Origin of the sequence: Entomomonas sp. E2T0 (assembly GCF_025985425.1) — a bacterium.
GTDB lineage: Bacteria > Pseudomonadota > Gammaproteobacteria > Pseudomonadales > Pseudomonadaceae > Entomomonas.
Genome location: NZ_CP094972.1, coordinates 1,307,675 through 1,328,007, shown reverse-complemented (window position 1 = coordinate 1,328,007; position 20,333 = coordinate 1,307,675). Strand labels below are relative to the sequence as shown.

Here is a 20,333-nt window from a genome sequence, read left to right as displayed (position 1 = left end):
TAATAAAAGTATTACTTACTATTTCTCAGTGAATATAATTAATGAACTATTGTTGGCAGGAGGCTGGCAAATACTTGCTATTCACCTCACTATAACATTCCCACATAAGAACAGTATCTAATGGTGTCATAATCAAGGTTAAGGTTTTACCTGCCAACTCTGGATTCACATCTTTTGTTTTCATAGTAGCAGTAATAGTACAGTGATTACTCTCTTCTTTAACCACTACTTGCTCTACATACTTACCTGAAAGTACTGAGGGTTTAGCAATTCCACCAGTATTTGAACCCGTATTATCTGGGCAACGGCCTTCAGTAACAAAATACTCTGCCACAGCAGCTTTCTGACCACTGGCTAGAGACAAGGCTTCTGACATTTGAGCATTAGCTCTATAGTCTGTACTTCCAAAAGCCATATTTACTACATTGCCAAATACAAAGCCTGCTAGACTAACTTTTGGTTTTTGAAAAACTTCTATATCATCAGCCTGTACTATTACTGGCATTATTAATAAGGAAATCGCTACTAAATACTTTTTCATATATTCTCGATATTACTATTATTAGGTTGTAAATAATTCCAATCCACCATCATCATTTCTGTATGATAACCTGCAACAGTTTTAGATAATAGGCTTTGTAGATATTCATAATCACTATTTTCGAGCTGCTCTAAAATAGCTTTTAGAATTTTTTTCATCTCATCCCAAACGAGATATTCCTCATTCGCTCGCATAATCATGGGATGCTCAGTACCTATTACATTTTCACCAATAAGCAACTCTTCATATAACTTTTCACCGGGTCTTAGTCCCGTAAAGACTATACTAATATCACCTTGTGGATTATCTTCTGTAATAACAGAAAGCCCTGATAGATTTACCATTTTTTCTGCTAAATCAGCAATTTTAATGGGACTGCCCATATCCAATACAAAAACGTCCCCACCCTCTCCCATAGAGCCCGCTTGAATAACTAATTGAGCAGCCTCTGGTATCGTCATAAAATAGCGTGTTACTTCAGGGTGCGTTACTGTAATAGGTCCACCCTCTTCTATTTGTTTACGAAATAGTGGAATAACTGAACCAGATGATCCCAACACATTGCCAAAACGAACCATGGTAAAACAAGTTTGCTGTACTACAGGCTCCCTACCCATACCAAATAATACAGGGTTAAATTCATGGCTTAATGCTTGTAATACCATTTCAGCTAAACGTTTAGTAGCCCCCATAACATTAGTTGGTCTTACTGCCTTATCAGTAGAAATAAGTACAAAGTTGCTTACTTTTGCCAAAATAGCAGCCTGTGCTACATTGAGGGTACCTATCACATTATTTAAGATACCTTCTGCAATATTATGCTCTACCATTGGTACATGCTTATAAGCTGCCGCATGATAAATCGTATCAATTTGCCAGCTTGTCATCACTTTATTCAGTAATTCTATATTACGAATAGAACCTAAAATGGGCACAAGATTAATAGGTAATTGTTTTTGTTCTATATAATTAGTTAACTCTAAATGAATGCTGTAGAGGTTAAATTCACTGTGCTCAAATAATAATAAATCTTTAACCCCAACTGTCACAATCTGACGGCATAATTCCGCACCAATAGAACCACCTGCTCCTGTCACTAAAACGGTTTTATTCTTAATGCAGTGTTCAAATAATTTCTCATCAGGAGGAACCGTATCACGGCCGAGTACATCAACAATATCTATTTCCTGAATATCATCAACTTTTACACGGCCACTGGCCAAATCCATAATACCTGGAATAGAACGTATTCGAACAGGATAGTTCTCCAATAACGAGATTATCTCTCTACGACGCGCTCTACTAGCAGAAGGCACCGCTAACAATATTTCCTCTGCACCAGTTTTTATTATCATTTGTTCAATTTGCTCAGGTGCATAGACCTTTAAGCCCGCTATGCTACGCCCCTTAAGATGGCTATCATCATCAATAAAAGCCACAGGATACATATCCTTACTCATCCGTATGCTTTTGATTAACTGATTACCTGCAACGCCTGCACCATAAATAGCGACATTAGTCGCTTTTTTATCATAGCGTTTAGTAAAAGGAATATGCCAATCACGCACTAAATAGTGGCGCACAACTAATCTAAAGCCCACTAATAATACAATGCTTAACCACCAAAAGATAAATACAATAGAGCGAGGTACTAGAAAATCAGGTTGATACCAATAAATGCCTAATGCCAGTAATAAAGAAGACAATGACATGGCCTTAAAAATAGCCATAATTGCTTCATTATCAAAATAACGATTAACTGTTTTATGTAATCTAAAATAAATAAGGAAAGGGAGTGCAAAACAAGGCGCAGCTATAAATAATTCAAAATACTCACCAAAAGGATTGATTATCTCATCAATACCCAGCCTTACTATAAAAGCCAACCATAAAGCGAACCAGACAATAAAGACATCTGCCACCACCTGCAACATCCGCTTGGCTGATGTAGGTAATGTTAATAGTTTAGCTTTAAATGTTTTTTCCATGTTCGTTACAACACCTAACTTCGGCTATTAAGATATCCTTAAAGCGTTTATAGCTCTCCAGACAAAGGATTATCCCTTATTGGCTCTAGTTCAAAAAAATCTTTAACAGGCTTATTTATTAATACCTTTAATAAAATAAAAATAATAAAACCAAATACTATAAATAAGCTACTTATTATGCCACCAAAGCGCCATATAAATACAATAGATAGCAAAAAATAAGGAATAACAAAGAAAAAAAGTAACTTTGCCAATTTTGCCGCTCTAGTCAAATATCGCGCTAAGAGCCTGCGTTCTTTATTCGGCAAAGCCAATGATGTCTGACAATGTATACATACTACTGAGTGATAAGGATTTAATAACCCTTTAATTTCATACCAAGTTAATTTAAAACGTACTTGGCAAGTTGGGCAAACAAACTCAAAATTATCACACAAAGAAATTGATTCTTTCATTGTTATTAAATAACCTATTTTGAACTATCAGCTGATTATTAGTCTAAGTTTTTGTCTTAAAAATCAAAATTTGATTAACTAATACTATTATTAGGTTTATTCTATAATGCCTTACTAAATAAATACTATGTAACTGGTCATGGTTGATATAAATAATACGCCCTCCTATATAGAAAAAAACTCTGCTGAATTTATTAAAGTATCTTTCGCACTCTTTTTAGGTGGTTTTTCTACGTTTGCGCTGTTGTATTGTGTACAACCCATGATGCCAATCTTCTCTGAATATTTTTCAGTCACTGCTGCGCAAAGTAGTTTATTAATTTCCACTTCTACCTCCATGTTAGCGTTTGGCTTACTGATTACTGGTCCAATATCAGACGCTGTTGGCCGAAAAAATGTAATGATTATTGCCTTACTAATGTCAGCTACTTTTACCTTTATTAGTGCTGCTGTTTCCCATTGGCAATTATTGCTTATTTGTCGTGCTTTAATTGGTCTGTCACTTAGCGGTGTAGCAGCGGTAGCCATGACTTATCTTAATGAAGAAATAGCTCCACAGCATTTAGGCGTTGCAATGGGCCTGTATATTGCTGGTAATGCTATTGGTGGCATGGCTGGTCGTTTATTAAGTGGCGTATTAATCGACTTTATCTCATGGCATATGGTACTCACCATTATGGGATTACTAACTTTAATCTGTGCTTTTTTACTTTGGAAATTGTTGCCTGCATCCAAGCATTTCGAAGCGACACCTATTAAGCTTAACAAACTATTTAATGGCTATATCCATCATTTAACTCAACCTCGTATGCCTTGGTTATTTTTACAAGGTTTCTTATTAATGGGGGCGTTTATTACCCTGTTTAATTATATTGCTTATCGTTTACTGGCTGCACCTTACTTACTAAGCCAAACTTGGATTGGATTATTATCCATCGTTTATCTAGCAGGTATTTTTAGCTCTACTCATTTTGGTTCATTGGCAGATCGCTTTGGACATGCAAAAGTATTATGGATTGCTATACTTGTTATGCTTAGTGGTGCATTAATCACGCTATTTACCCCTATTAGTATAGTTTTTATAGGAATGATTATTTTCACTTTTGGTTTTTTTGGTGCCCATTCTGTTACCAGCAGTTGGATTGGTCGTAGTGCTACTAGAGCAAGAGGCCAAGCCTCTTCACTGTATCTTTTTAGCTACTATATGGGTTCAAGTATTATGGGAACCTGTGGTGGCTATTTTTGGCAATCAAGTCAATGGAATGGGGTTATTGCCTATATTAGTAGCTTATTAATTATTGGTGTAATCGTTGCACTATACCTTAAGAAACAAAATTTAACCCAATAAAACTATTTTACATTAAACATTAATTACCCTTATTATTATCCTTTCAACCTATTAAAATAAAAACGGTACAATGAATAATAATTATATTAAGAAAGGCTCTAAAGCTTTCTGGCAAGTTTCGCTTACCTTATTTCTAGGTGGCTTTACAACCTTTGCGTTGTTATATGGCATTCAACCAATGATGCCATTATTCTCTCAAGACTTTGATATTACTGCTGCTGAAAGTAGTTTGGCATTATCTGTTGCGGCGACCACTTTAGCCTTCGGCTTATTACTAACAGGCCCACTATCCGATGCATATGGTCGCAAAGGCATTATGGTGATTGCTTTGCTAGCCACTGCTTTTTTTACTATTGTCAGTGCCATAACACCTAACTGGACAATGCTATTAATTAGTCGTGCCTTAGTAGGTTTATCATTAAGTGGCCTTGTGGCTATAGGCATGACTTACTTAAGTGAAGAAATATCACCTAATAACTTAGGTGTAGCTATTGGTATTTATATAGCAGGCAATGCATTAGGAGGTATGTGTGGCCGTATGATAACAGGCTTTGTGATTGACTATATTCATTGGCAAGTTATTTTAGGTGTAATGGGTGCACAAGTTTTGCTAGCGGCTGGTTGTTTTTGGTATTTCCTACCTAAATCAAAACATTTTCATCATACCCCTTTAAAACTTAATAATTTATTTCATGGTTATATCCATCACCTTACCACCCCTAAATTGTCTTGGTTATTTTTATTAGGTTTTTTATTAATGGGCGGTTTTGTTACTTTACTGAACTATATTACCTACTACCTATTAGACCCACCTTACTTACTAAGCCAAGCTATTATTGGGTTATTTTCTTTTGTTTACTTAGCAGGGATGTTTAGCTCTACTCAATTTGGTTTATTAGCGGATCAACAAGGACAAAGTAAGGTACTGTGGATCACTATTAGCATTATGCTGTTAGGTATTCTAATCACATTAATACAGCATTCTATAATGATCTTTCTAGGAATGTTAGTACTCACCTTTGGTTTTTTTGGTGCCCACTCTTTGATTAGTAGCTGGATTGGTCGTTTAGCCCAACAAGCAAAGGGACAAGCATCCTCCCTTTACCTATTTTGCTATTACATGGGTTCGAGCATACTAGGTACTGCTGGAGGATTAGCTTGGACAAGTTATAATTGGCAAGGTGTAGTTGCTTTTATTAGTGGCTTATTGATTATTAGCCTAGCCATTGCATTATGGCTTAAAAAATCTGCTATAAATTATTAAGGCTTTCTTTCTAATAGCTGTTGCTTAGTTTGTAACCAATTAAATGGTTCACCATTACTTTCTGCTTGATACTGTAAATCTTCCAACTGTTGGAATAAATCTATTTCTTCATCAGGCATAAAGTGCAAACAATCACCACCCAAAAACCATAATAGTTCTCTTGGAATTAAATGAGCAATTTGTGGGTAACGGAAAAATATTTGGCTAATGATTTCTTGCCCTAGATACTGACTATCCTCAGCATTATCTTGCAGGAGTTGCATTAATTCATCAAACCGCTCAATAAATAAAGCATGCTCATCTGCAGAAACCTGTTCTGTTTCTGTTAGCGCCACTAATATTTGCCTAACATGCGCTAATTGTTCTAAGGTAATAGTAATAGATTGGGACATTATAATACTTCCTAAAAACTAAAAAGCCCGCAACAAGGCGGGCTTTAGTTAATTGGTAGGCATAATTGGACTCGAACCAACGACCCCCACCATGTCAAGGTGATGCTCTAACCAGCTGAGCTATATGCCTATATAGGGTTGTGAATTTTAACCTGAACCATCAAACTGTCAAGTGTTTTTAATGTCTAATTAACATTCGTAATATAATTTTGTTATTAAAATTAGTTCTAAAACAAGTTTTATTAACAAATATTCGCTATGATATAACTTAATCCAGTAAACAGATCGATTATTTAATATGGCTATTAACACTCCTACTCCAGATCGGATTCTGACTCTAAACGATCTATTAAATGAACTTCTTACACAAGAACGTATTACTAAACGTGCAAAAGACCTCTGTTATATGACACAGGCAGATACGCCTTTGGCTATACAAAGCCCATTGGAAGTGATTGCTAATCAAAAAATAGATGACTTAAGTCGTCCTGGTAAAAAGCTGGATATTGAAACCCTATCCATCTGGTTAGCAGATTATGTAAAACAGCCTTATCGCCGTATTGACCCCTTAAAAGTAGATGTAAATTCTGTTACATCAGTTATGTCATATGCCTTTGCTAAACGTAATCAAATTTTAGCCGTTGAGTCTACTCCCGAAAAAGTTGTCATTGCCAGTGTGCAACCACTGGTTAAAGCATGGGAGCAAAATTTACAACATGTATTAAAACGCCCTATTGAACGAATTGTTATTAATCCTGCAGATATTCAACGACTAACCAATGAGTTTTATAATCTAAGTAGCTCTGTTACTGAAGCATCAGGTGAAAATCTTGCTGGCAATATCTCAAATAGCAGTTTTGAGCAACTAGTAAGTCTTACCAGTAACGTAGATGATCCCAATGCTGATGACTCGCATATTATTAAAATTGTAGACTGGCTATTCCAATACGCTTTCCAACAACGTGCCAGTGATATTCATGTAGAACCACGCCGTGAATTTTCTGTGGTAAGGCTTAGAATTGATGGTGTCCTGCACAATGTATACCAATTCCCTCCACTAGTGGGTACTGCTGTAGTTAATCGTCTAAAAACATTAGGTCGGATGAATATTGCAGAACGTCGCAAACCGCAAGATGGCCGTATTAAAACTGTATCACCTTTAGGTGATGAAATCGAATTACGTCTCTCTACATTGCCTACTGCATTTGGTGAGAAGATGGTAATGCGGATTTTTGACCCTAATGTATTACTAAGAGGTTTTGCTGAATTAGGTTTCTCTAATGAAGACTTAAAACGCTGGAACCATATGACAGCTCAACCAAATGGTATTATTTTAGTAACTGGGCCGACAGGTTCTGGTAAAACCACTACTCTTTACACAACTTTAAAACAATTAGCCACACCTGAAGTAAATGTGTGTACCATTGAAGACCCTATTGAAATGATTGAAGACTCATTCAATCAAATGCAAGTGCAGCATAATATTGATTTAGACTTCGCTAGCGGTATTCGAGCATTAATGCGGCAAGACCCTGATATTATCATGGTGGGTGAGATTCGTGACCTTGAAACGGCAGAAATGGCTATTCAAGCTGCATTAACAGGTCACTTGGTATTATCTACTGTACATACCAATGATGCACCTAGTACGATTACTCGTTTACTTGATTTAGGTGTTCCTTACTATCTTATTAAAAGTACCATTTTAGGCATTATGGCACAACGTTTAGTAAGAACGCTTTGTCCTCATTGCAAAGAGCCTGTAGAAATCGACCAAAGTGTTTGGAATGAGCTTACTAAACCTTGGAAATCTCCCGTACCTAATCAAACTATGCGCCCTGTTGGTTGCCCTGAATGCCGTGAAACTGGATTTAGAGGACGTCTTGGTCTGTATGAAGTCATGTTATTTACTGACGAAATTAAAAAGCTTATAAAACCTGAAACGAATATTGATGATGTGCGCCTTCAAGCTTACAAAGATGGTATGCATAGCTTGAGATTATCAGGTGCGCAAAAAGTGGGGAAAGGCTTAACCACCATTGATGAAATTTTAAGAGTGACTCCTCATTAATCACAGCAAAGAACTTATTCTGGTTTTTGATGACAAAGGTATGATTGTTTAATAGAAATTTTCGTTACAAAATAATCTCTATTCTTAAAAGCTTATATCTAAAAAACAACCAAAGGGTTATTACTCACTCTATGAATGTAAAACAAATAATTACCCTTGCTTTTATTGCCATTATTATTGCTTTGGCTATTTTATTTCGTGCCCATGGTCAGCATATTATTTTGCAGGGAGAAGTGGATGCACCACAAGTAATCGTAGTATCTAAAGCAAAAGGACGTGTCATTGAACGTTTTGTAGAACGTGGCGACGAAGTTAAAGCAGGACAACCACTTATTAAACTAGATTCTCCTGAACTGATTGCCCAACTGCAATCTGCAGAAGCTGCTAGAGACAATGTTAAAGCGCGTTTAGCAGAGTCTATTAATGGTACCCGTGAAGAAAATATACGTTCAGCTAAAGCCGACTTACTACAAGCTCAAGCTAATTACTCCAATGCCTTGAGTACTTATACTCGAAACAAACAATTAGCCGCTAAAGGTTACTTAGCAGAGTTAGCACTAGAAAACTATAGACGAGATAGAGACACAGCAGCTGAATCGGTTAAAGCAGCAAAAGCTAATCTAGATTTAGCCTTAAATGGTGATCGTGTAGAACAACGAGAACAATTTGCTGCTCAACTACGTGAAGCAGAGCATAATTTGGCAGAAACTAAAGCCATTACTGATGACCTCAATGTAATTTCTCCTGTAGATGGTGAAATTGGTTCTATTCCTGCTGAAGTTGGTGAGTTACTGAACGCATCTAGCCCTTTAATGACCGTTATCCGCATTCCACAAGCCTATTTTGTTTTCTACTTAAGAGAAGATATTCTAGCAAGCATTAAGAAAAACGATATTATTGAAGTTTCTGTGCCAGCCATTAATGCTATCAATGATAAAAAAATTAAAGCACGGGTAGGTTATATCGCGCCTTTAGGTGACTTCTCAACAAAACGTGCAACAAGAGCCACAGGTGACTTTGATTTAAAAACTTTTGAGGTACGACTCTATCTCGATCAACCTGTAGACAATTTACGAGTTGGAATGAGCGTACTATGGGATTGGCAAAAGTAAGAATCTATTGGCGCTGCTTTTACCGATCATTTCATTATGAAGTAAGATTAGCGTCTCGCACCTTTATTATTCATTGGATTACATGGATATTTCCTATTATCCTTTATGCCCTATTAGCAGGGCTTTTTGCAGAAAATACCTTACTTGATTTACCAGTGGCTGCTGTAGATAACGATAATAGCCAACTTTCAAGACAGTTAATTCGTGAATTTGATGCCACAGCACATGCTAAAATTATTCCTTACAAGTATGGTTTAAACCCCGCCTTACGTGATTTAGAACAAGCCAATATTTACTCAATACTCTATATTCCTGTTGGCTTTGAGAAAGAGGTATTAGCAGGCAAACAGCCTACACCTGAACTCTACTACAATGCTCTTTTCTATGGCAGTGGCTATTTTTCTACACAGGATTATCCTACCTTAATTAGTACATTAAACAATAGCTATCAAAATATTGTAGCTGCTCGTTATGGTATCCCTCTACCACAATTATCTAACCCTACAGTAGTATACAATAGCCTATTCAATGCTACTTCCAGTTATTCATACTACCAACAATTTGCAGCCACCATTCACATTATCCAGATGTTTATTGTTTCCTGCATGATTTATGTACTTAGTCGCCGTACTGAACTGTTATATGCAAAACCATTCGCTATTGCACTGCTGGGTAAGTTACTACCTTATACTTTAACTTATACAGCTACCTTAATGTGTTCACTCGCAGGGCTAATCCTTTTTTCTGGTGCACATGTAGCAGGAAATCCGCTATACATGTTATTGATAAGTATTTTTTATGTGGTAGCAGCACAAGCAATAGGCGTGTTGTTATTTACTTTCACCAAATCTGCTATTACAGCCTATAGTTTAATTAGCTTGTTAATAGCCTCGGCAATGACTTATTCAGGCATGGTTGTACCTGAACTTTCAATGCCCTTACCCGCACAGATTATTTCTAATATACAGCCATTAACTCATGCGTTATATGCTATGTTCGATGTTTTCTTACGTGATGTAAAACCACTGGCTATTCTAGAGGTCTGTTCAATACTGGCTATTTATCCTACGGTTGTTGCCTTGCTAATTAGAAATAGAATAAAACGTCGCCTCCATATCGCTGAGGGAAAATAAAATGACGCCACAAGTTCAAGAGTATTTACAAACAGCTAAACAGACCTTACTAAGGCTACTTAACACCCCCATGTGGATGATGTTATTAGTTTCTCTTTGCTTAATTAGTTTAGTGTTTGCTCATCATACCGTATGGGATTTACCCGTTGCTGTTATCGATCAAGATCATAGTGTTTCAAGTCATTTTATTACTCGCCAAATCAATGCATCCCCTAAAATGGATACGATTATTTATGATAATCTTAACCAAGCTAAAGATGATTTACATTGGCGTAAGCTATTTGCTGTTATTATTATTCCACAAGATTTTGAGAAGCATTTTTTAAGTGGTAAAACAGCCACTATTTCCATTTATGGTGATGCCACTAGCCGCTTGGCTAACGGCCAAATTCAACAAGCTATTACCGCTATTTATCAAGAGCTATCAACCCAACGTAATCAACAACTACTTTATGCACAGGGTTTTTCACAAGATCAGGCTAGTGTCGTACTCAGTCCAATGAAAAACACCCTAACTGATCTTTATAATCCAGGCATTAACTTTGCAGCTATTACATTGCCTGGTCTACTTATTATGATGATGCAACAATCACTATTGATGGCAAGTACATTGACCAGTATAGGGCTTTATATTGCACACAATGGCAAAACCCCTTTTCATGTTCATCTTGGTGCAATGACTGGTCTCATTCCTATATGGTTATTTTTAACCATTGCGTTATTAGTGTTCTGGCCAGCACTGATGGGATTTAGACAAACAGCCCCCATTCCAGAATTACTTATTTTAGTTTTCCCCTTTATTTTTGCTGTAATAGCAATGGGGGTTTTTATTATGCAATGCTTGCGTAGTGTTGAATTAGTGTTTTTAACCCTTACCTTTATTCCTATGCCTGTGTTTTATTTCTCAGGTGCTATTTGGCCATCTAGCTCTATGCCTGCACCTATTTGGTTTATTTCCCAGTTTCTACCTTCCACATGGGCAACCAAAATGCTAGCAGGAACAAATCAATTGAACCTACCAATTGGGGATGTTTGGATAGAGGTATTAATGTTATTAGCACTGGCTATGTTTTATACCACCTTAGCCATTATTGTAGGCAGAATAAGAGACTATGGATTATCGGGTTTATCTTGGAGAAAACTATAATCACCTTGAAAAGTGATGGATGATTAATGACGTTCCGTTTAGAATGTCATCATAATTTAATGAGGCAAGTTATGACTGATTCAGAAAAGAAACAACAGCAACCTGAAGCAATTACTCACTTTGGTTACCAAGATGTACCCGAAAGCCAAAAATCTAAAAAAGTAGCAGAGGTTTTTCACTCTGTTGCTGCTAAATATGACATTATGAATGATTTAATGTCTGGCGGCATTCATCGTTTATGGAAACGTTTCACCATAGAGCTTTCAGGTGTTAGAACTGGTAATAAAGTACTGGATATTGCTGGTGGTACTGGTGACTTAACTCGTCAATTTTCTCGTCTCGTAGGCCCTACTGGTGAAGTTGTATTAGCCGATATTAATTCATCTATGTTGAGTGTCGGTCGTGATAAGCTCATGGACAAAGGCACTATCAATAATATTCGCTTTGTACAAGCAGATGCTGAGAAGCTTCCTTTTGCTGAAAATACTTTTGATTGTGTCACTATCGCTTTTGGCTTACGTAATGTTACCCATAAAGAAGAAGCCTTAAGCTCTATTTTTAGAGTATTAAAACCAGGTGGCAGATTATTAGTATTAGAGTTTTCTAAACCTACTAATGATCTTTTCTCTAAAGTATATGATGCATACTCTTTTACTTTACTACCATTAATGGGCAAATTAATTGCTAATGACTCAGAAAGCTATAAATACCTTGCAGAATCCATTCGGATGCACCCTGATCAAGAAACGTTAAAAGCAATGATGCAAGTGGCTGGCTTTAATCCTGTTACTTACCATAATATGACAGGTGGTATTGTTGCACTACATAAAGGAATTAAACCTTAATGGCAAGGTCATTAGTAACACAAGCTGCATTAGCCACAGTCGAAAAAGGATTAAACAAACTATTACAGTTAGATAGTTCAAACTCAGCTATTGAAAAACTGGCAGAGTTAGAAGGTAAAGTTATTGCTATACAAAGCACTACCCCTTCACAAACTTTTTTTGTTATGCCTACTGACAATGGTTTATTTTTAACTGACAACTGTGAGTTTACTGTTGATAGTAAATTAACAGCGCCAGCACCACTATTAATACAATTATTATTAGCCAAAGATAAACAGCTATTTTTAAAAAACTCTGACCTTATGATAGTGGGAGAAGCCTCTTTACTCTATCAATTCTTTAAAATTTTTGATGACTTAAATCCAGACTGGGAGCATGAGCTATCTCAGTGGTTTGGCCCTGCAATAGCAGGATTGGCTATGCAATCCGTCAAACTAGGTAATGAGCAACTACAACTTGGTTTCAGTTTACTACAAACTCAACTCACAAGCTTTGTTGAAAAAATGACTACTGCCAATCTAAATGAAGATAATACAGCAAAAAATCCACTTGCCAATATACTAGGCTTATTACAGAAAAAGTTTGGACAATCTTAATATGCGACTACTGGCAATAAGACGACTCTACAAAATCACTAAGGTTGTTATTAAATACCGCCTAGACGATCTATTATTTGATATTACCATCTTGCCTTTTGGGGTACGCATTTTTAAAAATCTATTACCATGGCGTTGGTTTAGACGTAAACCACTTGCTTTGAGCCGTGGTGACCGTATTCGTTTAGCATTAGAAGAACTAGGCCCCGTTTTTATTAAGTTTGGACAAATGCTTTCTACAAGGCAAGATTTAATTCCACCAGATATAGCCTTAGCATTATCTTCATTACAAGATAACGTGCCACCTTTTCCAGCCGACCAATCTATTGAACTAATTGAAAGACAACTAGGCATGAAAGTGTCGGAAGCTTTCTCACAATTTGATATTGAACCATTAGCTTCTGCCTCTATTGCTCAGGTACATACAGCTAGACTACAAACAGGCGAAGAAGTGGTTGTAAAGGTCGTACGTCCCAATCTAAAACCTATTATCCAGCAAGATATTTCTTGGCTTTACTACTGTGCTCAAGTAGCTGAATATGTTAACTATGATGCAAGACGCATGCATTTAATGGAAGTTATCACCGACTATGAAAAAACCATTAATGATGAATTAGATTTACAACGTGAAGGTGCTAACCTTTCACAACTAAGACGCAATTTTGAAAACTCCGATTTATTGTATGTTCCAAAAGTTTATTGGCCGTTATGTCGCCAACAAGTACTAGTGATGGAACGTATTTATGGCATTGCAGTTAATAATGTTACACAGCTTAATGCTCACAATGTGGATTTAAAAGCCCTTGCTGAACGCGGTGTAGAAATATTCTTTACGCAAGTGTTAAGGGATAGCTTCTTTCATGCGGATATGCACCCTGGCAATATCATGGTCGATCCAACTAACCCAGAATATCCACGCTATATTGCAATTGATGGCGGTATTGTTGGTAGCTTAACGCCAGAAGACCAAGATTATGTAGCTCGTAATGTATTTTATTTTTTCAAACGTGATTACCGCCGTGTCGCTCAACTACATATTGATTCGGGCTGGGTTCCACCCAATACTAAAGTTAACGAATTGGAAGATGCTATCCGTAGTGTTTGTGAACCTATTTTTGAAAGGCCATTAAAAGATATTTCGTTTGGCTTTGTATTAATGCGTCTATTCCAAATAGCTAGACGATTTAATATGGAAGTACAACCACAGCTAGTGTTGCTGCAAAAAACCTTACTAAATATCGAGGGTTTAGGTCGTCAGCTTTACCCTGACCTAGATTTATGGACCACGGCTAAGCCCTACTTAGAACGTTGGATGAAACAGCGTGTAGGTGTTAAACGTATTTTTGCTGACTTCCGTAGCCAAGTAGAACAAATGCCCCATATTGCTAAAATGGCGCGCAATATTATTGAGCAACAGAATCGTAAGATAAAACTACAACAAAAGAATCCACCTAAAAAGAAAAAGGATTCTGTATTACTTAGATTATTAGGTGTATTGTTAATAGTTGGTGGTGTCAGTTTAACCATTACTGAAGGTAGCTCACTGGAACACTGGCCTAACTATCTTATGTTAGCTGTTGGTATTTACCTTATTATTCGTCGTTCTTAAGGATACTTATGTCAGAAGCATGGCTTGAACAAATACAATGGAATAATGATGGTCTTATTCCAGCTATCGCTCAAGATTACCAAACAGGTGAAATATTGATGATGGCTTGGATGAATAAAGAATCACTAGAACTTACAGTTAAAGAGCAACGTGCTATTTATTGGTCTAGATCACGCAATAAATTATGGCGTAAAGGTGAAGAATCTGGCCATGTACAAAAACTACATGATATTTATCTAGACTGCGATGAAGACGTGCTATTACTAAAAGTAGAACAAGTGGGTAATATCGCTTGCCATACTGGGCGAGTTAGCTGTTTTTATCGTAAACTACAACAAAATAATTGGGTAGAAACCTCTACTCCTTTAAAAGACCCTAACGAAATATATCATAAGAGTTAACCCTATGACGGACACAATCAACCGTTTAGCAAAAGTACTTGAAGAACGTAAACAAGCAGCCCCTGAAAGCTCTTATGTGGCTAGCTTATATCATAAAGGTTTAAATAAAATCCTAGAGAAAGTAGGCGAAGAGGCTACAGAAACTATTATTGCCGCAAAAGATGCTGTAACAACAGGCAACTCTGATGATGTCATTTATGAAACAGCTGATTTATGGTTCCATAGTTTAGTGATGTTATCCGCCTTAAACATTGAACCTCAACGAGTGTTAGATGAGTTAGATCGTCGTTTTGGTTTATCAGGCCATGAAGAAAAAGCTTCACGAACTAAAGAATAGCTTTACTTTTCATGAACTTGTTACTACTTTCTCCCAATGATCTTATTAATGATAATCAAGCGCTTATTAAGGAAAGACAATTACAACATATCCAACAAGTCCATCGTAGCCAAGAGGGTGACTCTTTATCAATAGGAATCATAAACGGTAGATTAGGTAAAGGTTGCATAACTAAGTTAACCACTGAAGAAGCTATTATCAACTTTCAACTTGATACCCCTCCTCCCCCTAAACTACCTGTTACCCTTTTACTAGCACTACCCCGCCCAAAAATGTTAAGAAGAATCTTGCAAACAATAGCAACCATGGGTGTAAATAAACTAATTTTAATTAACAGCTATAAAGTTGAAAAAAGCTTTTGGCAAACACCTTTCTTAATGCCAGACAATATTCAACAACAATTATTATTGGGCTTAGAACAAGCTAAAGATACTGTTTTACCTGAAGTTCAACTTGTAAAACGCTTTAAGCCATTTGTAGAAGATGAACTTCCGCATCTAATAAAAGATACTCATAATTTAATTGCCCACCTTGGTAATTATCCTCTATGCTCCCAACTTCCTAATCAACCTACAACTCTAGCTATAGGACCAGAAGGAGGTTGGATTGATTATGAGGTAGACAAATTACAACAAATAGGCTTTACTGCTGTACAACTAGGTACACGAGTTCTACGTGTTGAAACAGCTGTTGTCGCTTTTTTAACTAAACTTTACTATTAGTTTTACTGTCTTGTATTAAAGAATAAATATCCCCATTTAGTACAATGTCCAATATTAATTATTTCTTGATAGGTTTACCTTATGTTAAGACTTTTGTTCTTTTTAGCTGTTGGTTTTGGCATTTATTTTCTGTGGTTACATATTCAGAAAATAAAAAAACAAGCTAATCAAACACCTACTGATGATACCGAGCCTATGGTAAAATGTAGCTATTGTGATATTTATTCACCACAGAAAAATGCGATAAAAGGTTCAAATAATCAATGGTACTGTTGTACAGAGCACGCACGAAAAGCGGAGAAGTAAGGTGATTTTTCAACTAGAAAACGCTTATCATGCTACTAAACGTATTCTATTTTTATATCAACTCTACCGAGTTAGTCTAAGCGTAGTCCTTATTCTTATTATCTCTCTAGGTTTAGATCAATCTATACTAACAGTAGAAAACCGACAAATTTTTTATATTACCTGTTGGATTTATTTTATATGTAATCTTATTTCCTTATTTTTTTCATTATCAACTAATGCCTCACTAACACTTTCCCTCATCTTTTTTGATATTATTATTCTTTCAATTTTATTCTATGCAGCGGAAGGCCCTTCAAGTGGTATAGGCAACTTATTAATTGTTACTGTAGCCATTGCCAATACCCTATTTAGAGGGCAAATAGGCTTATTAATTGCTGCTGTTTGTAGCATTATTATTGTAGTTATTACTACTTTCTTATCTTTTGTAACAAGTATCACTGTCAGCGAATATATACAAGCAGGTACATTAGGTGCTTTATGCTTTATTAGTGCAATGCTAATTCAAAGCTTAGTGGCGCGTATGAAAACCAGCGAAGCATTAGCTAAACAAAAAGCATCTGATGTAGCCAACTTACAGATTCTTAATAGCCTAATTGTAGAACAAATGCCAGCAGGAGCTCTGTTAGTTAATAAAACAGGGCAAATTATTATGGCAAATAATGAAGCACACCATTTATTAGATGAACCACTACTTAATGGATTACTAGTGGCACATATTTTTCCAGAACTTTTTACTGCAATAAAACAATGGTTAAATAACCCTAAACTAGAACTTCAACCATTACAACCTTCCAAAAAACACGTTAGTAAGTTACGACCAACATTAATTCGTTCTAAACACAGTAATCAATTAGTGATACTTGTCTTCTTAGAAAGTACTGATGTAATTGCCAAACAGGTACAGCAAATTAAATTAGCTTCACTTGGTCATTTAACAGCAAGTATTGCTCATGAAATACGCAATCCTTTAGGTGCCTTAAGTCATGCTGTACAGCTATTAAAAGAATCTGAAAATATGGATCAACAAGATCAGCGTTTATTACAAATTATTCTAAATAATTCTGATCGAGTTAATAATATTATTAGTAATGTATTACAACTTTCTAAGAAAAAACAAGGCCATAGTTTTAACTATGAAATGAAACCCCTTGAACTAACCTCTTGGCTAGAAAATTTTGTAGTAGAATTTCAAGAAACGCTTAAACCAGAACAAAAAATTGAATTAGATATAGCTGTTAGGCCACTTTTTACCCATATTATTCCTTCACAACTACACCAAATCGTTACTAACTTAGTTAATAATGCTTTTCGTCATACAAAAGAAGAAAATGGCATAGCACAAATATGGCTAATGTTATATATTGACAACGCTAGCCAACTTCCTCAACTAGATATATTAGATAATGGGGAAGGTGTTCCCATAGAGTTTGAAGACAAACTTTTTGAACCATTCTTTACAACCAGTAATGATGGCACAGGTACAGGTTTAGGATTATTTGTTACTAAAGAATTGTGTGAGAGTAATCAAGCACAATTAGTTTATGTACCAAGAAAAGGTGGAGGAAGTTGTTTTCGTGTAACATTTTGCTCGGCCACTCCGATACTTTAGGAAAAATCATAATGACACAATCAAAAATTTTAATTATTGATGATGAACCTGATATTCGAGAACTACTTGAAATTACTTTAGGTCGACTAAAATTAGCTACACAATCAGTAGGCACTCTAAAAGACGCAACTGAAATGCTAAAGAAAGAAACATTTGATCTTTGCCTAACAGATATGAAATTACCTGATGGTGATGGCCTCGATTTTATTGAGTATACTCAGCAACATTATCCACAAATGCCTATTGCTATGATTACAGCACATGGCAGTATGGACACGGCTATTATCGCGTTAAAAACTGGGGCATTTGATTATTTAACAAAACCTATTGATTTAAACCATTTACGGGAAATTATTAAATCAGCACTTAATCTGACTACAGCCAAAGTCGATAATATCCCTTTTGAACAACAATTCCTTGGCGAATCTCCTCTTGTTCAAGCACTACGTAACCAAGTAAATAAAGTAGCACGTAGCCAAGCACCTGTTTATATTAATGGTGAGTCTGGAACAGGTAAAGAAGTAATAGCTCGACTTGTTCATTTACAAGGATCTAGAGCAAAACAACCTTTTATTGCCATCAACTGTGGCGCCATTCCCTCAGAGTTAATGGAAAGTGAATTCTTTGGTCATCGCAAAGGTAGCTTTACAGGTGCCAACCAAGATAAAATAGGCCTATTCCAAGCGGCACAAGGTGGAACATTATTTTTAGATGAGGTGGCGGATTTACCATTGAGTATGCAAGTTAAACTATTGCGTGCTATTCAAGAAAAATCTATTCGTGCCATTGGTGATCAACAAGAACAACCTACTGATGTACGTATTCTTTGTGCTACTCATGCAGACTTAGCTGCCAGAGTTGTAGAAGGTAAGTTTAGACAAGACCTTTATTATCGCCTTAATGTTATCGAATTAAAAATTCCACCATTACGTGCTCACAAAGAAGATATTCCACTCTTGGCTGAAGCACTGTTAAAACGTGCTAACTACGATGTTAAGCTATCTGATGAAGCCATTGAAAAACTGCTAACATATGAATTTCCAGGTAATGTTCGAGAACTCGAAAATATACTTGAGCGAGCTTATACACTCTGTGAACAGGGTGTAATTAGGCCTGACGACCTCCGTTTTGCTAGTATGTTGCCAAGTGATTCATCAGCTATTTCTACTGTAGCTATTAACGAGCCAATTGCTCAATCAACACCATCACAACCTCAAGTTAACTCAGTAGCAAATGATACACTACCTAATTTAGTAGATATTGGAAACTTAGAAGAATACCTTGAAGCGGTGGAAAGAAAAATCTTAACACAAGCACTTGAAGAAAACCGTTGGAATAGAACGGCCGCAGCTGAACGCTTAGGTTTATCTTTTCGCTCTATGCGTTATCGATTAAAAAAATTAGGTATTGATTAATGGATTGTCCATAATAATGGATATTGCTAATTTAACTGCTTTTATTGCTGTGGCTGAAACAACCAGTTTTTCATTAGCCGCTGATCGCCTATTTCTTACTCAACCTGCGATTAGTAAACGTATTTCTACCCTTGAGCAGTCACTAAATACTAAACTATTTGACCGCATTGGACGTACCGTACAATTAACGGAAGCAGGCAAAGCATTATTACCACATGCCTATCATATTCTTACAGAAATTAATGACGCTGGCCGTAAGTTATCCAATTTGGAAACGGAAGTAAAAGGGCAACTTAATATTGCCACCAGTCATCATATAGGACTACACAGACTGCCACCTATACTGCGTAGCTTTACTAAAAGTTATCCAGAAGTTAATTTAAATATCCATTTTCTAGATTCTGAGAAAGCCTATGATGCTGTTTTACATGGTCATGTAGAATTGGCTATTATTACCTTAGCTGCCACAACTTATGCTCCACTAACTGCAATACCGATCTGGAACGACTCTTTAGACTTTGTATGCTCTCAAGATAATCCGTTAAGTCAGCTCAAACAGATAGATCTAGCAACTTTAGCCAAACATCCTGCTATTTTTCCTGGTATTGGCACTTTTACCCACGATATTATAAAAAATTGTTTCTTACAGACTAAACTAACGCCTCATATAACAATGAGTACAAACTATATGGAAACTATAAAGATGTTAGTTTCCATAGGCATCGCTTGGAGTGTTCTGCCAAGTACTATGCTTGATGCCAGTTTAATAAAACTTAATGTTAAAGATGTAACACTTTCCAGACAACTTGGTTACCTTTATCATAGTGAACGAACACTATCAAAAGCCACTATTAAACTAATAGAACTTCTTAAAATATGCTAAAATAGTTGAGAAATATCGTTCTACTACCTAACGCTATTAAGTAGACTACTAAATTATTCGCTATAATAAAATGGTGTGTTATAGCCAACCAACAGTTATAATAGAGATATTATTGTATATTAAATGTATATAAAAGAAGTTATCGTTTTTTTTGCT

At 36.2% G+C, this 20,333-nt stretch carries 20 protein-coding genes and 1 tRNA gene; 16 read left to right on the top strand and 5 right to left on the bottom strand.

Translation table 11 applies throughout. The annotated features are described in order from the left end of the window. Nucleotides 1–46: 46 nt before the first annotated feature. Genes MTZ49_RS06385 through MTZ49_RS06375 form a run of 3 tightly spaced genes read right to left on the bottom strand, consistent with a single transcriptional unit; the run spans nucleotide 47 to nucleotide 2,984 of the window. Nucleotides 47–541, bottom strand: a complete 495-nt coding sequence (locus MTZ49_RS06385) for a pilin (protein ID WP_264747515.1) — start codon at nucleotides 539–541, stop codon at nucleotides 47–49. Continuing rightward, nucleotides 538–2,529 carry a polysaccharide biosynthesis protein gene (locus MTZ49_RS06380; protein ID WP_264747514.1) on the bottom strand — a complete coding sequence of 664 codons (1,992 nt, stop codon included), beginning with the start codon at nucleotides 2,527–2,529 and terminating at the stop codon, nucleotides 538–540. Before MTZ49_RS06380 ends, MTZ49_RS06385 begins: the two co-directional genes overlap by 4 nt. A 47-nt stretch (nucleotides 2,530–2,576) precedes the next feature. After that, nucleotides 2,577–2,984, bottom strand: a complete 408-nt coding sequence (locus MTZ49_RS06375; protein ID WP_264747513.1) for a hypothetical protein — start codon at nucleotides 2,982–2,984, stop codon at nucleotides 2,577–2,579. A 139-nt stretch (nucleotides 2,985–3,123) separates the two neighbouring features. Between MTZ49_RS06375 and MTZ49_RS06370 the strand changes: the two genes are divergently transcribed. Both MTZ49_RS06370 and MTZ49_RS06365 read left to right on the top strand, forming a co-directional pair. Further along, nucleotides 3,124–4,332 carry an MFS transporter gene (locus MTZ49_RS06370; protein WP_264747512.1) on the top strand — a complete coding sequence of 403 codons (1,209 nt, stop codon included), beginning with the start codon at nucleotides 3,124–3,126 and terminating at the stop codon, nucleotides 4,330–4,332. A gap of 70 nt (nucleotides 4,333–4,402) precedes the next feature. After that, nucleotides 4,403–5,596 carry an MFS transporter gene (locus MTZ49_RS06365; protein WP_264747511.1) on the top strand — a complete coding sequence of 398 codons (1,194 nt, stop codon included), beginning with the start codon at nucleotides 4,403–4,405 and terminating at the stop codon, nucleotides 5,594–5,596. Here MTZ49_RS06365 and MTZ49_RS06360 read toward each other — a convergent pair. Together MTZ49_RS06360 and MTZ49_RS06355 are read right to left on the bottom strand one after the other, a co-directional pair. Then, the gene (locus MTZ49_RS06360) at nucleotides 5,593–5,988 is read right to left on the bottom strand and encodes a PA2817 family protein (protein WP_264747510.1); all 396 of its coding nucleotides are present in this window, start codon (nucleotides 5,986–5,988) and stop codon (nucleotides 5,593–5,595) included. The genes MTZ49_RS06365 and MTZ49_RS06360 overlap by 4 nt on opposite strands. A 53-nt stretch (nucleotides 5,989–6,041) precedes the next feature. Continuing rightward, a tRNA-Val gene (locus MTZ49_RS06355) sits at nucleotides 6,042–6,118 on the bottom strand. A gap of 168 nt (nucleotides 6,119–6,286) precedes the next feature. Between MTZ49_RS06355 and MTZ49_RS06350 the strand changes: the two genes are divergently transcribed. The 14 genes from MTZ49_RS06350 to MTZ49_RS06285 all read left to right on the top strand — a co-directional run bounded on the left by MTZ49_RS06350 (nucleotide 6,287) and on the right by MTZ49_RS06285 (nucleotide 20,177). Then, nucleotides 6,287–8,059 carry a GspE/PulE family protein gene (locus tag MTZ49_RS06350; RefSeq protein ID WP_264747509.1) on the top strand — a complete coding sequence of 591 codons (1,773 nt, stop codon included), beginning with the start codon at nucleotides 6,287–6,289 and terminating at the stop codon, nucleotides 8,057–8,059. A 131-nt stretch (nucleotides 8,060–8,190) separates the two neighbouring features. Then, on the top strand, nucleotides 8,191–9,171 hold the full coding sequence (locus tag MTZ49_RS06345; RefSeq protein ID WP_264747508.1) for an HlyD family secretion protein: 981 nt from the start codon (nucleotides 8,191–8,193) through the stop codon (nucleotides 9,169–9,171). Next, entirely contained in the window at nucleotides 9,153–10,304 is a 1,152-nt protein-coding gene (locus MTZ49_RS06340) for an ABC transporter permease (RefSeq protein WP_264747507.1), read from the top strand. Before MTZ49_RS06345 ends, MTZ49_RS06340 begins: the two co-directional genes overlap by 19 nt. A 1-nt stretch (nucleotide 10,305) precedes the next feature. After that, entirely contained in the window at nucleotides 10,306–11,451 is a 1,146-nt protein-coding gene (locus tag MTZ49_RS06335) for an ABC transporter permease (protein WP_264747506.1), read from the top strand. A gap of 71 nt (nucleotides 11,452–11,522) precedes the next feature. Then, complete coding sequence (gene ubiE, locus MTZ49_RS06330; protein WP_264747505.1) at nucleotides 11,523–12,296, top strand: bifunctional demethylmenaquinone methyltransferase/2-methoxy-6-polyprenyl-1,4-benzoquinol methylase UbiE; 774 nt, start codon at nucleotides 11,523–11,525, stop codon at nucleotides 12,294–12,296. Further along, nucleotides 12,296–12,892 carry an SCP2 domain-containing protein gene (locus MTZ49_RS06325; RefSeq protein WP_264747504.1) on the top strand — a complete coding sequence of 199 codons (597 nt, stop codon included), beginning with the start codon at nucleotides 12,296–12,298 and terminating at the stop codon, nucleotides 12,890–12,892. The genes ubiE and MTZ49_RS06325 overlap by 1 nt, the downstream gene beginning before the upstream one ends. A gap of 1 nt (nucleotide 12,893) precedes the next feature. Further along, nucleotides 12,894–14,501 (top strand): ubiquinone biosynthesis regulatory protein kinase UbiB, encoded by a 1,608-nt coding sequence (gene ubiB, locus MTZ49_RS06320; protein ID WP_264747503.1) that lies wholly within the window; start codon nucleotides 12,894–12,896, stop codon nucleotides 14,499–14,501. A gap of 8 nt (nucleotides 14,502–14,509) precedes the next feature. Next, nucleotides 14,510–14,902 (top strand): phosphoribosyl-AMP cyclohydrolase, encoded by a 393-nt coding sequence (gene hisI, locus MTZ49_RS06315; protein ID WP_264747502.1) that lies wholly within the window; start codon nucleotides 14,510–14,512, stop codon nucleotides 14,900–14,902. A 4-nt stretch (nucleotides 14,903–14,906) separates the two neighbouring features. After that, the gene (locus MTZ49_RS06310) at nucleotides 14,907–15,239 is read left to right on the top strand and encodes a phosphoribosyl-ATP diphosphatase (RefSeq protein ID WP_264747501.1); all 333 of its coding nucleotides are present in this window, start codon (nucleotides 14,907–14,909) and stop codon (nucleotides 15,237–15,239) included. Between the two features lie 11 nt (nucleotides 15,240–15,250). After that, nucleotides 15,251–15,961: a 16S rRNA (uracil(1498)-N(3))-methyltransferase gene (locus MTZ49_RS06305; RefSeq protein ID WP_264747500.1), complete on the top strand. Its 711-nt coding sequence runs from the start codon at nucleotides 15,251–15,253 to the stop codon at nucleotides 15,959–15,961. Nucleotides 15,962–16,042: 81 nt separating this feature from the next. Beyond that, nucleotides 16,043–16,267 carry a PP0621 family protein gene (locus tag MTZ49_RS06300; RefSeq protein ID WP_264747499.1) on the top strand — a complete coding sequence of 75 codons (225 nt, stop codon included), beginning with the start codon at nucleotides 16,043–16,045 and terminating at the stop codon, nucleotides 16,265–16,267. A gap of 1 nt (nucleotide 16,268) precedes the next feature. Then, on the top strand, nucleotides 16,269–17,879 hold the full coding sequence (locus MTZ49_RS06295) for a two-component system sensor histidine kinase NtrB (RefSeq protein WP_264747498.1): 1,611 nt from the start codon (nucleotides 16,269–16,271) through the stop codon (nucleotides 17,877–17,879). A gap of 11 nt (nucleotides 17,880–17,890) precedes the next feature. After that, nucleotides 17,891–19,294 carry a sigma-54-dependent transcriptional regulator gene (locus tag MTZ49_RS06290; RefSeq protein WP_264747497.1) on the top strand — a complete coding sequence of 468 codons (1,404 nt, stop codon included), beginning with the start codon at nucleotides 17,891–17,893 and terminating at the stop codon, nucleotides 19,292–19,294. A gap of 16 nt (nucleotides 19,295–19,310) precedes the next feature. After that, nucleotides 19,311–20,177, top strand: coding sequence for a LysR family transcriptional regulator (locus tag MTZ49_RS06285; RefSeq protein ID WP_264747496.1), 867 nt, complete (start codon nucleotides 19,311–19,313; stop codon nucleotides 20,175–20,177). Nucleotides 20,178–20,333 lie beyond the last annotated feature (156 nt).

What these genes read in the sequence shown, in the direction of transcription:
- hisI (WP_264747502.1), top strand. Translation starts at nt 14,510, where the DNA reads ATGTCAGAAGCATGGCTTGAACAAATACAATGGAATAATGATGGTCTT.
- MTZ49_RS06305 (WP_264747500.1), top strand. Translation starts at nt 15,251, where the DNA reads ATGAACTTGTTACTACTTTCTCCCAATGATCTTATTAATGATAATCAA.
- ubiE (WP_264747505.1), top strand. Translation starts at nt 11,523, where the DNA reads ATGACTGATTCAGAAAAGAAACAACAGCAACCTGAAGCAATTACTCAC.
- ubiB (WP_264747503.1), top strand. Translation starts at nt 12,894, where the DNA reads ATGCGACTACTGGCAATAAGACGACTCTACAAAATCACTAAGGTTGTT.
- MTZ49_RS06375 (WP_264747513.1), bottom strand. Translation starts at nt 2,984, where the DNA reads ATGAAAGAATCAATTTCTTTGTGTGATAATTTTGAGTTTGTTTGCCCA.
- MTZ49_RS06360 (WP_264747510.1), bottom strand. Translation starts at nt 5,988, where the DNA reads ATGTCCCAATCTATTACTATTACCTTAGAACAATTAGCGCATGTTAGG.
- MTZ49_RS06285 (WP_264747496.1), top strand. Translation starts at nt 19,311, where the DNA reads ATGGATATTGCTAATTTAACTGCTTTTATTGCTGTGGCTGAAACAACC.
- MTZ49_RS06345 (WP_264747508.1), top strand. Translation starts at nt 8,191, where the DNA reads ATGAATGTAAAACAAATAATTACCCTTGCTTTTATTGCCATTATTATT.
- MTZ49_RS06370 (WP_264747512.1), top strand. Translation starts at nt 3,124, where the DNA reads ATGGTTGATATAAATAATACGCCCTCCTATATAGAAAAAAACTCTGCT.
- MTZ49_RS06350 (WP_264747509.1), top strand. Translation starts at nt 6,287, where the DNA reads ATGGCTATTAACACTCCTACTCCAGATCGGATTCTGACTCTAAACGAT.
- MTZ49_RS06385 (WP_264747515.1), bottom strand. Translation starts at nt 541, where the DNA reads ATGAAAAAGTATTTAGTAGCGATTTCCTTATTAATAATGCCAGTAATA.
- MTZ49_RS06335 (WP_264747506.1), top strand. Translation starts at nt 10,306, where the DNA reads ATGACGCCACAAGTTCAAGAGTATTTACAAACAGCTAAACAGACCTTA.
- MTZ49_RS06365 (WP_264747511.1), top strand. Translation starts at nt 4,403, where the DNA reads ATGAATAATAATTATATTAAGAAAGGCTCTAAAGCTTTCTGGCAAGTT.
- MTZ49_RS06325 (WP_264747504.1), top strand. Translation starts at nt 12,296, where the DNA reads ATGGCAAGGTCATTAGTAACACAAGCTGCATTAGCCACAGTCGAAAAA.
- MTZ49_RS06310 (WP_264747501.1), top strand. Translation starts at nt 14,907, where the DNA reads ATGACGGACACAATCAACCGTTTAGCAAAAGTACTTGAAGAACGTAAA.
- MTZ49_RS06380 (WP_264747514.1), bottom strand. Translation starts at nt 2,529, where the DNA reads ATGGAAAAAACATTTAAAGCTAAACTATTAACATTACCTACATCAGCC.
- MTZ49_RS06290 (WP_264747497.1), top strand. Translation starts at nt 17,891, where the DNA reads ATGACACAATCAAAAATTTTAATTATTGATGATGAACCTGATATTCGA.
- MTZ49_RS06340 (WP_264747507.1), top strand. Translation starts at nt 9,153, where the DNA reads ATGGGATTGGCAAAAGTAAGAATCTATTGGCGCTGCTTTTACCGATCA.
- MTZ49_RS06300 (WP_264747499.1), top strand. Translation starts at nt 16,043, where the DNA reads ATGTTAAGACTTTTGTTCTTTTTAGCTGTTGGTTTTGGCATTTATTTT.